General features: G+C 41.7%; 15 protein-coding genes and 1 rRNA gene. All 16 read left to right on the top strand.

All coding sequences use genetic code 11. The features are described from left to right. Positions 1-383: 383 nt before the first annotated feature. The gene (mnmG, locus tag ND6B_RS14205; protein WP_013466270.1) at positions 384-2,273 is read left to right on the top strand and encodes a tRNA uridine-5-carboxymethylaminomethyl(34) synthesis enzyme MnmG; all 1,890 of its coding nucleotides are present in this window, start codon (positions 384-386) and stop codon (positions 2,271-2,273) included. Between the two features lie 15 nt (positions 2,274-2,288). Then, the gene (gene rsmG, locus ND6B_RS14210) at positions 2,289-2,909 is read left to right on the top strand and encodes a 16S rRNA (guanine(527)-N(7))-methyltransferase RsmG (protein ID WP_008464169.1); all 621 of its coding nucleotides are present in this window, start codon (positions 2,289-2,291) and stop codon (positions 2,907-2,909) included. Positions 2,910-2,923: 14 nt separating this feature from the next. Further along, positions 2,924-3,709: a ParA family protein gene (locus tag ND6B_RS14215; protein WP_008112117.1), complete on the top strand. Its 786-nt coding sequence runs from the start codon at positions 2,924-2,926 to the stop codon at positions 3,707-3,709. Between the two features lie 20 nt (positions 3,710-3,729). Beyond that, positions 3,730-4,656 carry a ParB/RepB/Spo0J family partition protein gene (locus ND6B_RS14220; protein ID WP_016900011.1) on the top strand — a complete coding sequence of 309 codons (927 nt, stop codon included), beginning with the start codon at positions 3,730-3,732 and terminating at the stop codon, positions 4,654-4,656. 142 nt (positions 4,657-4,798) lie between these two features. Further along, a complete protein-coding gene (locus ND6B_RS14225) occupies positions 4,799-5,179 on the top strand; it encodes an ATP synthase subunit I (RefSeq protein WP_013466267.1) in 381 nt (126 codons plus the stop codon). Positions 5,180-5,194: 15 nt separating this feature from the next. Beyond that, complete coding sequence (gene atpB, locus ND6B_RS14230) at positions 5,195-6,052, top strand: F0F1 ATP synthase subunit A (RefSeq protein ID WP_013466266.1); 858 nt, start codon at positions 5,195-5,197, stop codon at positions 6,050-6,052. A 53-nt stretch (positions 6,053-6,105) separates the two neighbouring features. After that, positions 6,106-6,339 (top strand): F0F1 ATP synthase subunit C, encoded by a 234-nt coding sequence (gene atpE, locus ND6B_RS14235; RefSeq protein ID WP_004335261.1) that lies wholly within the window; start codon positions 6,106-6,108, stop codon positions 6,337-6,339. 41 nt (positions 6,340-6,380) lie between these two features. Next, the gene (gene atpF / locus ND6B_RS14240; protein ID WP_013466265.1) at positions 6,381-6,851 is read left to right on the top strand and encodes a F0F1 ATP synthase subunit B; all 471 of its coding nucleotides are present in this window, start codon (positions 6,381-6,383) and stop codon (positions 6,849-6,851) included. Positions 6,852-6,867: 16 nt separating this feature from the next. Then, positions 6,868-7,401 (top strand): F0F1 ATP synthase subunit delta, encoded by a 534-nt coding sequence (gene atpH / locus ND6B_RS14245; RefSeq protein WP_016900009.1) that lies wholly within the window; start codon positions 6,868-6,870, stop codon positions 7,399-7,401. Positions 7,402-7,415: 14 nt separating this feature from the next. Beyond that, positions 7,416-8,957, top strand: coding sequence for a F0F1 ATP synthase subunit alpha (gene atpA / locus ND6B_RS14250; RefSeq protein WP_013466263.1), 1,542 nt, complete (start codon positions 7,416-7,418; stop codon positions 8,955-8,957). A 59-nt stretch (positions 8,958-9,016) separates the two neighbouring features. Further along, the gene (gene atpG / locus ND6B_RS14255; protein WP_008464174.1) at positions 9,017-9,877 is read left to right on the top strand and encodes a F0F1 ATP synthase subunit gamma; all 861 of its coding nucleotides are present in this window, start codon (positions 9,017-9,019) and stop codon (positions 9,875-9,877) included. 33 nt (positions 9,878-9,910) lie between these two features. After that, on the top strand, positions 9,911-11,296 hold the full coding sequence (gene atpD, locus ND6B_RS14260) for a F0F1 ATP synthase subunit beta (RefSeq protein WP_008464175.1): 1,386 nt from the start codon (positions 9,911-9,913) through the stop codon (positions 11,294-11,296). Between the two features lie 13 nt (positions 11,297-11,309). Next, the gene (locus ND6B_RS14265; protein ID WP_008464176.1) at positions 11,310-11,732 is read left to right on the top strand and encodes a F0F1 ATP synthase subunit epsilon; all 423 of its coding nucleotides are present in this window, start codon (positions 11,310-11,312) and stop codon (positions 11,730-11,732) included. A gap of 297 nt (positions 11,733-12,029) precedes the next feature. After that, positions 12,030-13,388, top strand: coding sequence for a bifunctional UDP-N-acetylglucosamine diphosphorylase/glucosamine-1-phosphate N-acetyltransferase GlmU (glmU, locus tag ND6B_RS14270; protein WP_033102892.1), 1,359 nt, complete (start codon positions 12,030-12,032; stop codon positions 13,386-13,388). A 143-nt stretch (positions 13,389-13,531) separates the two neighbouring features. Next, positions 13,532-15,316, top strand: a complete 1,785-nt coding sequence (locus ND6B_RS14275; RefSeq protein WP_033102891.1) for a choice-of-anchor I family protein — start codon at positions 13,532-13,534, stop codon at positions 15,314-15,316. A 609-nt stretch (positions 15,317-15,925) separates the two neighbouring features. Then, positions 15,926-16,179: ribosomal RNA gene (locus tag ND6B_RS0119025) — 16S ribosomal RNA — on the top strand; the annotation flags it as partial.

Genomic DNA, 16,179 nt, shown 5'->3' with positions numbered 1-16,179 from the left:
AATAATTTAAAATATTTTGTGGATAAACACTGATTAAACTGCTTTTTTAACCATGCTTATCCATGGGATAAGATCGAGACTTGATCGGCCTGTGCATAACAGCCTGTTTTTATCAGAGCTTATTTGCCTGAAGATCCGATCATATTAACACCTTTAGATCCGATCTAATTATATGTTTTTAATCATGATCTAAAGCTTATCAACAGAAAAGCTGATCAGTAGTAGTAATAGTATTAAAAGATCTCTTTAAAAGATCCTTTATATTATTAGAGATCACTTACTTAGATCTTGAGCACTGTTTAATCATTTATCTTCTGCTAATTTCTAGGTAGAATACGCTCCCTTTTGAAGTTTACTGGTTTGATTTAAGTAGGATCCCATTAATGATTTTTCACGAAAATTTTGACGTTATCGTAGTAGGTGGTGGACATGCTGGCACTGAAGCCGCATTGGCAGCTGCCCGTATGGGGATGAATACCCTGCTGCTGACTCACAATATGGATACCCTTGGTCAAATGTCTTGTAACCCAGCGATTGGTGGCATTGGCAAAGGCCACTTAGTTAAAGAAATTGATGCCCTTGGTGGCGCAATGGCTCAGGCTATTGACAAAGGCGGGATCCAATTCCGTACGCTTAATTCTTCTAAAGGCCCTGCTGTACGAGCTACTCGTGCTCAAGCGGATCGTGCTTTGTACAAAGCGGCTATTCAGAACACACTTCAAAACCAAGAAAACTTAAAGATTTTTCAACAATCATGTGATGATCTTATCGTTGAAAACAACCGTGTAACAGGTGTCGTTACCCAAATGGGTCTGCGTTTCAGTGCTCCTAGTGTAGTACTAACCGTAGGCACATTCTTAGGTGGCCAAATTCATATCGGTCTTGAAAACTTTAAAGGTGGCCGTGCAGGCGATCCACCTTCAATTGCATTGGCTGATCGTTTACGCGAACTTCCATTTAGAGTGGATCGTTTAAAAACAGGCACACCACCACGTATTGATGCACGCACTGTTGATTTTTCTAAAATGCAAGAACAACCAGGTGATGCACCAACACCGGTATTCTCATTTATGGGTAAACAAAGTGACCACCCACAACAAATCCCGTGTTACATCACTTACACCAATGAAAAAACACATGATGTTATTCGCAAAAACTTACATCGCTCACCTATGTACTCAGGTGTTATCGAAGGAATAGGCCCACGTTACTGTCCGTCTATTGAAGATAAAATTGTCCGTTTTGCTGATAAAGATAAGCATCAGATATTTGTAGAGCCAGAAGGCTTAACGTCATACGAGTTATATCCTAACGGTATTTCAACCAGCTTACCGTTCGATGTGCAGTTAGAAATTGTGCAATCGATCACCGGATTTGAAAATGCACATATTTGTCGTCCTGGCTACGCTATTGAATATGACTTTTTTGATCCGCGCGACTTAAAACAATCATTAGAAACTAAATTTATTGATGGTTTATTTTTTGCTGGTCAGATTAATGGTACGACCGGTTACGAAGAAGCGGGCGCACAAGGTCTGATCGCAGGTATGAATGCGGCATTACAAGTGCAAGGCAAAGAATCGTGGACACCACGTCGTGATGAAGCCTATGTTGGCGTACTAATTGACGACCTGGCAACACTGGGTACAAAAGAACCATACCGCATGTTTACTAGCCGTGCTGAATACCGTTTGTTACTACGTGAAGACAACGCTGATATACGTTTAACTGAAAAAGGCCGTGAATTAGGTTTAGTTAATGATGAACGTTGGCAAGCATTCAACGAAAAAATGGAAGTGATCGCTAAAGAGAAACAGCGTATTAAAGACACCTGGATCCATAAAGATCATGCGGTTGTTGATCAAGTAAATGAATTACTTAAAACGCCACTTGTGCGTGAAGCCAGCTTAGAAGAATTATTACGCCGACCTGAAGTGCGTTATAACGACTTGATGGCCATTGAAGGACTCGGATCTGAGTTTACCAATAAGGCCGCCTTAGAGCAGGTTGAAATTCATACTAAGTACGCAGGTTACATTGCACGCCAGCAAGATGAGATCAATAAGCAGCTTCGTCATGAAGAAACAATTTTACCAAAAGAGTTTGATTATAAAACCGTCTCAGGTTTATCAAATGAGGTTGTTGCTAAGCTAATTGATGCTCGTCCAGACACTATTGGTCAAGCTTCGCGTATTTCTGGTATCACCCCAGCGGCGATTTCGCTATTATTAGTGTATCTGAAGAAGCAAGGCTTGTTGCGCAAAACTGCGTAACGGTAAAGGTACATTGTGTTACAGCAACAATTAACAACTTTGTTAGCGCAAACTGATATTGCGCTAACACAAAAACAACAGCAACAACTTGTTCGCTATGTCGAATTACTCGATAAGTGGAATAAAGCCTATAATTTAACCTCAGTACGTTTACCTCAAGAAATGATGGTTAAACATATAATGGATAGCTTAGTTGTTGCGCCTCACTTGACCGGTCATCATTATATTGATGTTGGCACAGGTCCTGGTTTACCGGGCATAGTGTTAGCTATTGCCTTACCCGATACGCAGTTTGTATTATTAGATAGTTTAGGTAAACGTGTACGTTTTTTAATGCATGTTAAACATGAGCTTGGCCTTGATAATGTGACCCCTGTGCAGTCAAGAGTTGAAGAATATCAACCAAGTGTTAAATTAGATGGCGTACTAAGTCGTGCATTTGCATCGTTACAAGATATGATTGACTGGTGTTCGCACTTAATCGATCATTCAGGTAAGTTCATTGCACTTAAAGGGGTATTTCCAAGTGAGGAATTAGACTCACTCCCTGCTGGTGTTAAGTTTGAGCAAAAAATTGCATTAGAAGTACCCGATTTAGATGCACAACGACATTTAATAATTCTTTCTAAAGACTAGGGATCAGAGACACTGTGGCAAAAGTCATCGCATTAGCAAATCAAAAAGGCGGAGTAGGTAAAACGACCACTGCCGTTAATCTCGCTGCATCTATGGCTGCAACGAAACGTAAAGTGCTGTTAATAGATCTCGATCCGCAAGGCAATGCGACCATGGGCAGTGGCGTCGACAAATATGGTGACGTCCCTACTATCTATGATTTACTCATAGAAGATAAGCCTATTGATGAGGTGATTATTAAAGAAACCTCAGGCGAGTATCATATGATTGCTGCAAACGGCGATGTGACCGCTGCAGAAGTTAAATTGATGGAATTATTTGCGCGAGAAGTACGCTTACGCAATGCACTTGAAAAAATTCAGGATCAGTACGAGTTTATTTTTATAGACTGCCCACCTTCTTTAAATATGTTAACCGTTAATGCCATGGCCGCTGCCGATTCTATTTTAGTCCCTATGCAATGTGAATATTATGCATTGGAAGGATTAACCGCATTAATGGACACGATTACGCAACTTGCTAAGTTAGTTAATCCTAACTTACAGATTGAAGGCATACTTCGTACTATGTACGATCCGCGTAATCGATTAGCAAATGATGTATCAGAACAATTAAAACAACATTTTGGCGATAAAGTATACCGTACGGTGATCCCACGTAATGTTCGACTTGCAGAAGCCCCAAGTTTTGGCGCACCGGCAATGTACTACGATCGAGCATCAAGTGGTGCGAAAGCGTATTTAGCTCTCGCGGGTGAAATGCTACGCAGAAAAGAAAAAACAACTCCCGTTGTCGCCTAACTTTGAGGTAAAAAAATAACATGTCTGCTAAAAAACGAGGTTTAGGCCGAGGACTCGATGCACTTTTAAGTTCATCTAAACCTGCACCAAGCGAAAGCAAGGAACACGACAGCGCCAATGTAACAAACGCAGTTGAAAATGCGGCACAGCCTAGCAACAGTGAATTACAAAAACTACCCATCGAGTTTTTACACTCAGGGAAATACCAACCTCGTAAAGACATGTCTGAAGAGGCACTTGAAGAACTCGCCAGTTCAATTCGTTCACAAGGGATAATTCAACCGATTGTTGTGCGCCCAGTTGCGCATAACAGTTATGAAATTATTGCCGGTGAACGTCGTTGGCGCGCGGCTCAAATTGCCAAGCTTGAGTTTGTACCGTGTATTATTAAAGATGTACCCGATGAAGCGGCCGTTGCTATTGCCCTAATTGAAAATATTCAGCGTGAAGACTTAAACGCCATGGAAGAAGCGATTGCGCTTAATCGCTTGCTTAATGAGTTTGAGTTAACGCATCAACAAGTGGCGGATGCAGTTGGTAAATCGCGTACGACCGTGACTAACTTATTACGCTTAAATAATCTTAATAACGATGTAAAGATATTGTTAGAGCATGGTGACATTGAAATGGGTCACGCTCGTTGCTTATTAGCACTTGAAGGTGAAGTGCAATCAGATGCTGCCCGTTTAGCTGTTGCAAAAGCATTGACCGTTCGCGAAACTGAAAAGCTAGTGCGCTCTATTTTAGAGCCTGCTCCAGCAAAAGAAGTGATAGAAAAAGACCCAGATGTTAAACAGTTAGAGCAACAACTTGCTGATAACCTTGGGGCAAAAGTAGAAATAAATTACAACAAAAAAGGCAAAGGGAAGTTGGTTATTTCTTACACTAATCTTGACGAGTTAGACGGTATTTTAAACCGTATCAATCAAGACTATTCCCACCATTAATTCATTGGATGTCTAAAAAGGGACATTTACAGCGATTTTGTGTTACAAAGCACCTACTCAAGTTGCAAAACTGGCAGGATTAAGTATAATTTCGCCAGTTTTCATACCCTGACAATTAGAGCGTCATAAAGGTTAATTAAAAGTGACTAATAAGTTAGCAGGCCCGTATAGGCTTGCCGCATTAAAATTAATTTGCCTTCAGGGATTTGTAGCCCTTTTAGCTGCACTAATAATTTTTATAGGTTGGGAAACCAATGCCGCACTTTCAGCATTAGCTGGTGGCGCTGTCGCAGTACTTCCTAACTTTGTATTTGCGCTTTATGCATTCAGATATATGGGTGCAAGTCGAGCAAATCAAGCGTATGCCTCGTTGAAACGCGGCAACGGATTAAAATTTATGCTAACAATCGTTTTGTTTGCACTAATGCTAAAGCTTTATCCGGTAGTTTTATTACCTTTCTTTTGTGCTTATGTGTTGGTGTTGTTTACAGGATTGTTTACACCCGTTTTTTTTAAACATTAACTTTTGGGATATAACATGGCTGCAGAAGAAGTTACTCTATCTAGCCATATTCAGCACCACTTAACCAATGCTAAGATGTGCTCGACCGACGCTGGTCTTGCCTTCAATAAAGCATGTACGGATAGTGGCTTCTGGACATGGCATGTAGATACCCTCGCATGGTCTATCGGACTAGGTCTAATATTTTTATGGATCTTCCGTAGTGCCGCAAAAAAATCAACTCTGGGTGTACCTGGAAAATTTCAGTGTTTCATTGAAATGGTTGTTGAGTTCGTTGGCGACAACGTACGCGATACCTTCCACGGTAAAAGTAAGCTAATTGCACCATTAGCATTAACAATATTCGTGTGGATATTCTTAATGAACTTAATGGATTTAATCCCAGTTGACTTCCTACCAGCATTTGCCGGCTTTGTTGGCGAAACTGCGTTTGGTATGGATTCACACGACGTATACATGAAAATTGTACCAACTACAGATATCAACATGACAGCAGCACTTGCGCTGGGCGTGTTCATTCTAATGATTGGTTACTCAATAAAAATAAAGGGTATCGGCGGTTTTATTAAAGAACTAACACTTCATCCGTTTAGTTCAAACAATACAGCTATGCAGATTCTTTTAATCCCATTTAACCTATTACTAGAGCTTATCGCATTGGTTTCTAAGCCGTTTTCACTGGCACTGCGTTTGTTCGGTAACTTATATGCAGGTGAGTTAATCTTCATCCTTATCGGTGCAATAGGTTTAATGCAACTACCGTTACACTTTGTGTGGGCTGTATTCCATATCTTGGTAATTGTATTGCAAGCATTCGTATTTATGATGCTTACAATCGTATACCTAAGCATGGCAAGTTCGGATAATCACTAATTTATAACTTTTAATTTTTACTTTTAATTACAATTGAAACTTTGGAGAAAAAAATGGAACTAGTATTAGGTCTTAAGTACATCGCAGTAGCTTTACTTATCGGCTTCGGTGCAATCGGTACAGCAATCGGTTTTGGTAACATGGGCGGTAAATTCCTTGAAGCATGTGCGCGTCAACCTGAGCTTGCACCATCGCTACAAGTTAAAATGTTTATCCTTGCTGGTCTAATCGATGCTGTAGCAATGATTGGTGTTGGTATCGCGATGGTATTGTTGTTCGTACTTTAATTTTATTTTTTGAACAGCTTACTATTTAAGGAGGAGCGGTTGTGAACTTAAACGCCACTCTTATCGGTGAATTAATTGCGTTTACGGTGTTCGTATTATTTTGTATGAAATACGTATGGCCACCACTAAACGGTGCAATTGAAGCTCGCCAGAAGAAAATCGAAGATGGTTTAGCTGCCTCTGATAGAGCCGAAAAAGACTTAGAACTTGCGCAACACAAAGCTGCAGAACAGCTTAAAGATGCAAAGGCTCAAGCGGCTGATATCATTGAACAAGCTAAAAAGCGTGCCGTGCTAATTGTTGACGAAGAAACTGTTCGTGGTCAGCAAGAGCGTGAAAAAATTATTGCTCAAGGGCACTCTGAAATTGAATCAGAGCGTAACCGTGTGACAGAAGAGCTACGTAAGAAAGTAGCAACTCTGGCTGTGGTTGGCGCAGAAAGAATTTTAGAGCGCGAAATCAATCAAGCCGCACATAGTGACATCGTTGAAAAACTTGTCGCTGAGCTGTAATTAGGAGGGTATGAGCATGTCTGAATTGACTACTATCGCTCGCCCATACGCTAAAGCGGCTTTTGAACTTGCCGTTGAAAAAGGCACCATTGAAAGTTGGAATGACATGTTGTTCTTTGCTGGCCACGTTGCCAGCAATGAACAGGCATCAACCATTTTAGCTGGATTGCCTACTGCTACTGCACAAGCTGAGTTATTTATTAACTTATGTGGTGAGCAGCTCAACGAACAAGGTCAGAACCTAGTTAAGGTGATGGCTGAAAATGGACGTTTGATTGCACTACCTGAAGTTGCTCATTTATTTTCTGCTTTAAAAGCAGACTATGACAAAGAAATCGATATTGACGTGATTTCGGCAACGCCTCTTGCTGCAGCGCAGCAAGAATCATTGGTAGCGGCACTTGAAAAACGTTTCGCACGCAAAGTTAAGCTGAATTGTAGTGAAGACGCTACAGTTGTTGGCGGCCTTATTATCAAGGCGGGTGACACTGTAATTGACGGCTCTTTACGCGGTAAATTAAATCGCTTAGCCACAACACTACAATCGTAATTGGGAAAAAGAGCATGCAACTTAATTCCACTGAAATTTCAGATCTGATCAAACAACGTATTGAGAAGTTCGAAGTTGTAAGTGAAGCTCGTAACGAAGGTACAATTGTATCTGTTACTGACGGTATCATTCGCATCCACGGTCTAGCTGACTGTATGCAAGGTGAGATGATTGAGCTTCCTGGCAACCGTTATGCTATCGCACTAAACCTTGAGCGCGACTCAATTGGTGCAGTAGTAATGGGTCCTTACGCTGACCTTACTGAAGGCGTAAAAGTATACACAACTGGTCGTATCTTAGAAGTGCCTGTTGGTGCGGGTCTACTTGGTCGTGTTGTTAACACACTAGGTGCTCCTATCGATGGTAAAGGCGCTTTAGATAACGACGGTTTTGAACCTGTAGAAAAAATTGCACCAGGTGTAATCGAGCGTCAATCAGTAGATGAGCCAGTGCAAACTGGTTACAAATCTATCGATGCAATGATTCCAGTTGGTCGTGGTCAACGTGAGCTTGTTATCGGTGACCGCCAAACAGGTAAAACTGCACTAGCAATCGATGCAATCATCAACCAAAAAGACACAGGCGTTAAGTGTGTGTACGTAGCGGTTGGTCAAAAAGCATCTACTATTGCTAACGTAGTACGTAAATTAGAAGAGCACGGTGCACTTGCAAATACTATCGTAGTTGTAGCATCTGCTTCTGAATCTGCGGCACTTCAGTACTTAGCACCGTTCTCGGGCTGTACTATGGGTGAATACTTCCGTGACCGTGGTGAAAACGCATTAATCGTATATGATGATTTATCTAAGCAAGCTGTTGCTTACCGTCAAATCTCATTGCTACTTAAGCGTCCACCAGGCCGTGAAGCATACCCAGGTGACGTATTCTACCTTCACTCGCGTCTTTTAGAGCGTGCATCACGTGTAAACACTGATTACGTTGAAAAATTCACTAACGGTGAAGTGAAAGGTAAAACAGGTTCATTGACGGCATTGCCTATCATTGAAACTCAAGGCGGCGACGTTTCTGCGTTCGTACCGACAAACGTTATCTCTATCACCGATGGTCAGATCTTCTTAGAAACTGACTTATTCAACTCAGGTATCCGTCCGGCAGTAAATGCTGGTATCTCGGTATCGCGTGTTGGTGGTGCTGCACAAACTAAAATCGTTAAGAAACTAGGTGGCGGTATCCGTCTAGCCCTAGCTCAGTACCGTGAATTAGCTGCGTTCTCGCAGTTCGCGTCTGACCTTGATGATGCTACTCGTGCTCAACTTGAGCATGGTGAGCGTGTAACAGAGCTAATGAAACAGAAACAGTACGCGCCAATGTCTGTTGCTGAAATGTCTTTGTCGTTATTCGCAGCTGAGAAAGGTTACTTAAAAGACATCGAAATCGCTAAAATTATGGATTTCGAAGCGGCTTTACTTTCTTACGCAAATAGCACATACGCAGAGCTTATGGCTCAAATCAATGAAACTGGTAACTACAACGCCGAGATCGAAGCGCAGCTTAAAGAACTTCTAGAGAAGTTCAAGTCTACGCAAACTTGGTAATTTAGTTATTAATGGTGTGCTTTATATCCTAAAGCACACCTTGATTCGGAGAGAGAGTCATGGCCAGCGGAAAAGAGATTAAAAGCAAGATCGGCAGTATTAAAAATACTCAAAAGATCACTAGCGCAATGGAAATGGTTGCTGCGTCTAAAATGAAAAAGGCGCAAGAACGAGTGGCTTCAAGCCGTCCATACGCTGAAAAATTACGTAAAGTGATTGGTCGTGTTGCTCAAGCAAATCTTGATTTTACTCACCCGTTCTTAGAAGAACGTGAAGTAAAACGAGTTGGTTATATTGTTATCTCTACTGACCGTGGTCTGTGTGGCGGTTTAAACTCAAACGAGTTTAAAAAAGTCGCATTAGAGATTAAAGCGTGGAAAGAAAAAGGCGTAGATGCTGATTTTGCTACTTTAGGTAGTAAAGCAGCTGGCTTCTTTCAACGTTTTGGTGGTCAAGTGCTTGCTAAAAAAGCAGGTCTTGGAGATAAGCCTTCAGTACAGGACGTAATTGGTCCAGTAAAAATAATGCTAGATGCATTCTCTGAAGGTAAGATTGACCGTTTATTCCTGGTATATAACAACTTTGTTAATACCATGAAGCAAGAGCCAATAGTAGATCAGTTACTCCCTTTGCCAAAAGCTGAAGAAGAAGTATCTACACATGCGTGGGATTACTTATATGAACCAAACCCAGAGGCTATTTTAGAGTCTTTGTTAGTACGTTTCATTGAGTCTCAGGTATACCAAGGTGTAGTTGAAAACGCTGCCTCTGAACAGGCTGCCCGCATGGTTGCAATGAAAGCTGCAACTGATAATGCCGGTGACCTTATGGATGAGTTACAGCTTGTATATAACAAAGCTCGCCAAGCAGCAATCACACAAGAAATTAGTGAGATTTGTTCTGGTTCAGCAGCAGTTTAATGCTTCAGGCAAAGATTAACGAGAGGAATAGACATGAGTTTAGGTAAGGTCGTCCAAATTATCGGCGCCGTTGTGGATATCGAATTTCCACAAGACAGCGTGCCAGCCGTATATGACGCGCTAAAAGTAACAGATGGCGATTTAGCTGGTTTGACTTTAGAAGTTCAACAGCAGCTAGGTGGCGGTGTGGTACGTACTATCGCACTAGGTACTACAGACGGTTTACGTCGTGGTGCTGCAGTAGCAAACACAGGCGAAGCAATTCAAGTTCCAGTTGGTACTAAGACCCTAGGTCGTATCATGAACGTACTTGGTGAGCCAATTGATGAAGCAGGTCCAATCGGTGAAGACGAGCGTATGTCTATCCACCGTGCAGCACCTACTTACGAAGAGCAATCAAGCTCAGTAGAACTTTTAGAAACGGGTATCAAGGTAATCGACCTTGTATGTCCATTCGCTAAAGGTGGTAAAGTTGGTTTATTCGGTGGTGCCGGTGTTGGTAAAACCGTAAACATGATGGAACTTATCCGTAACATCGCAATCGAGCACAGCGGCTACTCAGTATTCGCAGGTGTTGGTGAGCGTACTCGTGAGGGTAACGATTTCTACCATGAAATGAACGATTCAAACGTACTTGATAAAGTATCGCTTGTATACGGTCAGATGAACGAGCCACCGGGTAACCGTTTACGCGTAGCGTTAACAGGTCTTACTATGGCTGAGAAGTTCCGTGACGAAGGTCGCGACGTACTTTTCTTCGTAGATAACATCTACCGTTACACACTTGCGGGTACAGAAGTATCAGCACTTCTTGGTCGTATGCCATCAGCGGTAGGTTACCAGCCTACACTTGCTGAAGAAATGGGTGTACTTCAAGAGCGTATCGCATCTACTAAGACGGGTTCAATTACTTCAATCCAAGCGGTATACGTACCTGCGGATGATTTAACGGATCCATCTCCAGCAACAACGTTTGCTCACTTAGATGCAACAGTGGTACTTTCACGTGATATCGCATCACTAGGTATCTACCCAGCGGTAGACCCTCTTGATTCATCTTCACGTCAGCTTGATCCACAAGTAATCGGTGAAGAGCACTACGGTATAGCGCGCGGCGTTCAAACAGTTCTTCAGCGTTACAAAGAGCTTAAAGACATCATCGCGATTCTAGGTATGGACGAGCTTTCTGACGAAGATAAGCAACTTGTATCTCGTGCACGTAAAATCCAGCGTTTCCTATCTCAGCCATTCTTCGTGGCAGAGGTATTTACAGGTGCGCCAGGTAAATACGTTTCACTTAAAGACACAATTGCAGGCTTCAAAGGTATCTTAAACGGTGAGTTTGATGATATGCCAGAGCAAGCGTTCTACATGGTTGGCTCTATCGAAGAAGCTCAAGAAAAAGCCAAAAGCATGTAATTAGGAGGGTAGTATGGCAGCTATGACTGTACATCTTGATGTAGTAAGTGCTGAAGAGAAATTATTTTCTGGTTTAGTAGAATCTATTCAAGTATCTGGTAGTGAAGGTGAGTTAGGTGTTAACGCCGGTCACGCCCCACTACTAACTGCCCTTAAACCTGGTATGGTACGTTTAGTTAAGCAATTTGGTGAAGAAGAACTCATCTATATTGCTGGCGGTACACTAGAAGTTCAACCGAACATAGTGACCGTACTTGCTGATACAGCTGTTCGTGGTGAAGACCTGGACGAGAAAGCTGCAGAGCAAGCTAAGCGTGACGCTGAAGCCCAAATGGCAAAAGGCGCATCTGCTGAACTTGATTACAATCAAGCAGCAATGCAACTAGCTGAAGCAATTGCTCAGCTACGCATTATTCAGCAATTACGTAAAAAGTAAGCCTATCTGGTTTTTAAAAGCCCACTTTATGTGGGCTTTTTTGTGCTTGATGATAAATCCCGTGGCTATTTGTAAATAAATTAATCGTTATGGCTAATATCTCTTCATTATTACTTATATCTACGCAAGATCCTCGTTACAATAACCCTATTCTATAAGGTGTTACTTTGCTTAAGTTAAGATTCAGTAGTCATTGCTTAGCCTACTGAGTATTTGCACATGATGTGACTTACGTAATCTACTTTGCAGCACACTTATTCTATCAAGCTAAAACAACGGAAAAAGGAAATTGTTTTAATGTCTTTAACAACGGTTATTCTTGCAGCGGGTAAAGGTACTCGTATGCGCTCTGCTCTTCCTAAGGTACTGCATAAAGTGGCAGGTAAACCTATGGTGCAACACGTTATCGATAATGCCAACGCGCTAGGTGCGACATCTACTAACTTAGTTTATGGTCATGGCGGCGAACTATTACAACAACAATTAGCCGATAATAACGTAAATTGGGTGCTGCAAGCTGAGCAGCTAGGTACAGGCCACGCAGTGGCACAAGCAAACCCTCATATTAACGACGACGATACCGTACTGGTTTTATACGGTGACGTACCTTTAACGAAACAATCTACACTTGAGCGCTTATTAGCAGCAACACCTATGAATGGCTTAGCAGTTCTTACTGTTAACCTTGCAAACCCAAATGGCTATGGGCGTATGCTACGTGTTGATGGCAAGCTAGTGGGTATTGTTGAACAAAAAGATGCAAGCGCAGAGCAACTACTTATAAACGAAGTAAACACCGGCATTATGGCGGTTAATGGTAAGCTTTTAAAAACATGGTTAGGTAACTTATCTAACAATAATGCTCAAGGCGAATACTACCTCACAGATATAGTTGCAATGGCGCATAGTGAAGGTGTGGAAATCACATCAGCACAGCCAGATCACCCGATGGAAGTTGAAGGTGCTAATAACCGTGTACAACTTGCAGGCCTTGAGCGTGCTTATCAAGCATGGCAAGCAGAAGAACTCATGCTAAATGGGGCGACCCTTGCTGACCCTGCTCGCATTGATGTGCGTGGCGACGTTAAAACAGGTGAAGATGTCCTCATAGATATCAACGTTATTTTTGAAGGTACAGTAACCTTAGGTAATAACGTACAAATTGGCCCTAACTGCGTACTTAAAAACTGTAGCATCGGCGATAATGTTGTTATTAAAGCCAATACATTGATTGAAGATGCATCAGTTGCAGCTCAATGTACCCTTGGCCCATACGCCCGCCTTCGCCCTGGTGCAGTAATGGAAGAAGACTCCCACATTGGCAACTTTGTCGAGATGAAAAAAACCCGTTTAGGTAAAGGCTCTAAAGCAAATCACTTAAGTTACTTAGGTGATGCTGAAATTGGCGAGAAAGTTAATATAGGCGCCGGTACGATCACTTGTAACTACGATGGCGTGAATAAATCTAAAACCATCATAGGTGATAATGCCTTTATTGGCTCTAACTCATCACTGGTTGCCCCAGTGAATATTGGTGCTACAGCAACTGTAGGTGCAGGTTCTGTGATCACCAATACCGTCGCGGATGATCAGCTAGCCGTGGCACGTGGCAAGCAACGCAATTTAGATGGTTGGAAACGCCCAGTTAAAAAATAGTAATGACCATTACTTATTAAATATTTAAAGCGAGTTTTATAACTCGCTTTTTTATTGTCTAAATATTCTATAAATAAAAATGCCATACTGTTGTCATCCCTGTGTGTTGATATTTAACAAATACAACACTAAGGAAAACAATAATGTTAAACAAATCAATAATAGCCTTTTCTTTGCTATCACTATTAACTGGCTGCTCACTTGATGGTGATGACGGCCAAAATGGCGCACAGGGTGTACAAGGTACAGCGGGTAGTAATGGTGAAAACGGCACTAATGCAAATTCAGCTTTAAATATCAATCTTATTGGCCGCGCAGTACTCAATGCACAAAGCCCAGAGGGTGCAGCTGAAATAGTCGCCTACCAAGCCTCTAAAAAATGGATTTATGCCATTAATAGCTCTGGTGATGAAGCTGTTGTGAATATCATTCCTGCCGATACGTTCGACACTGCAGCATTAGTAAAAGATAACGAAGGTATTGTAACCGCGACCAACTTAGCCTCTGCCATTACGCTCTCACTAAATGAAAATACGCCTGGTGATGCAAACAGCATAGCTATCGATGCGAATAACCAATTATTAGCGGTAGCAATGGCTGCTACAAGCGTGGGCGAAGCTGGCCAAATAGCGTTTTACAATATTAGCGGAGATACACCCGTATTTATTAAAAATGTAACTGTAGGTGCCCTACCCGACATGGTGGCATTTAGTCATGATGGTGCAAAAGTAGTGGTTGCTAATGAAGGTGAACCTAATGGCGACTACAGTATCGATCCCGAAGGCACTATTAGCATTATCGATATCACTAACGGCACTATTGCCGATAACGCTTTGAGCATAAACTTTCAAGATTACAATAATAAGCAAGCTGAATTAGAAGCGCAGGGTTTAGTGTTTGCCAATCCTACTGGACGTACTATTAATGGTAATTTAATAAATACCACGGTTGCGATGGATTTAGAGCCAGAATATGTGAGCATTTCCAAGGATAATAAATACGCTTATGTCTCTATTCAAGAAAATAACGCTCTAGCCATCATCAACCTTGAAGATAATTCCCTTGAGCTAAAAGGACTCGGTTTTAAAGATTGGTCAAACTTACAATTTGACGCTTCAGACAAAGACGGCGGTGTTAACTTTAAATCATACCCTGGTTTATATGGCATGTATCAGCCAGATACAATTGCAAGTTTTAGTTGGAAAGGAGCCAACTTTATTGTATCTGCCAACGAGGGTGATGCACGCGAATACTTTTTTGATGCAAGCGATGAAGCTGATTGCATCGCTCAGGGCGGCCTTGATTATGACGCTAAAGATGGGTGTTTGGCATATATAGATGAAAGCCGCGTAGAAGATCTAGCTCTCGCAGCTAACTTCGATTACTTAAATAACGATGATAACGACATTGGTCGTTTAAAAGTTACAACAGTAAAAGGTGATAAAAATAACGACGGCCAATACGAATCGCTTTATGCTTATGGCGCACGGTCATTTACCATTTGGGATAGCAATGGGCTGGTGGTGTTTGACTCAGGCGATCAAATTGCACGAGTAACCGCTTCTGTTCATGGCAATGCATTCAATAATAACGAAGATGAAAATAAAGGCGATACACGCTCAGATGATAAAGGGGCAGAACCCGAAGCGCTAACATTAGGTGAGGTTGGCGATAGGTTATTTGCTTTTGTTGGCTTAGAGCGTATGGGCACAATAATGGTGTTTGATATAACCAACCCTTACGATGTGAAATTTCAAGACTACTTTTATAATCGTGGTTTAGAACCAAGTGCAGATATAAGTGGCGATCTTGCTCCTGAAGGAATGACATTTGTTCCTGCAGCGCAAAGTGCAACAAACGAAGCACTGCTTATAATCGGTAATGAAATCTCAGGCTCAATTGCCGTATGGGAAATAACAACTCAGTAATTAGTAAAGTTTTAAGTAAAAGCGATGTAGCGGTTATCTATAAATCGCTTTTACTTCCTCCCCTCTCAATAATCATGCCTTATGTGAATGCTTTTTAATCAAAAACAGCCCTGCAGCCCTTTGTTTGTATGGTTATTGTACTAAATTGAAATTAATTTAATAAAACTGAAATAAAGCATTGACCCTCTCCAGAATATCCCTATAATGCGCATCCACTGACCCGGCAGGCAGCAATGAAAAGCGCTGAACAAACGGTAAGTGAGTCGAGTAAAACTTAGCTTTTAAATCTTTTAAAAGAAACTAAAAATTAAGTGTTGACAAAAAAATAGGAAAGCGTAATATGCGCAGCCCTAGCGAGATAAAGTTAAACGCTTTAATCGCAACGTTCTTTAACAATATAAAGCAATCATCTGTGTGGGCACTCGTACAGATTGAGTTCTAACAGCCAAGCTACTTAGGTAGTGAGGCAAACAAATTTAGAGTCTCAATTGGAACTGAGTGACCAACAGAATAGTTACTTTTAGTAATTATTCAGCACAGTCAATTCAATATCGAAAGATATTAAATAAATTCAGAATTCATTGAGCTGTCGAAAGACATAAAACTTTTTAATTGAAGAGTTTGATCATGGCTCAGATTGAACGCTGGCGGCAGGCCTAACACATGCAAGTCGAGCGGTAACAGAGAGTAGCTTGCTACTTTGCTGACGAGCGGCGGACGGGTGAGTAATGCTTGGGAACATGCCTTGAGGTGGGGGGCAACAGTTGGAAACGACTGCTAATACCGCATAATGTCTACGGACCAAAGGGGGCTTCGGCTCTCGCCTTTAGATTGGCCCAAGTGGGATTAGCTAGTTGGTGAGG

It is taken from the genome of Pseudoalteromonas sp. ND6B, from assembly GCF_000764215.1.
Classification (GTDB): Bacteria; Pseudomonadota; Gammaproteobacteria; order Enterobacterales; family Alteromonadaceae; genus Pseudoalteromonas; species Pseudoalteromonas tetraodonis.
Note: the sequence above shows the minus strand (reverse complement) of the source record. Positions and strands in the feature narration are given on the sequence as shown.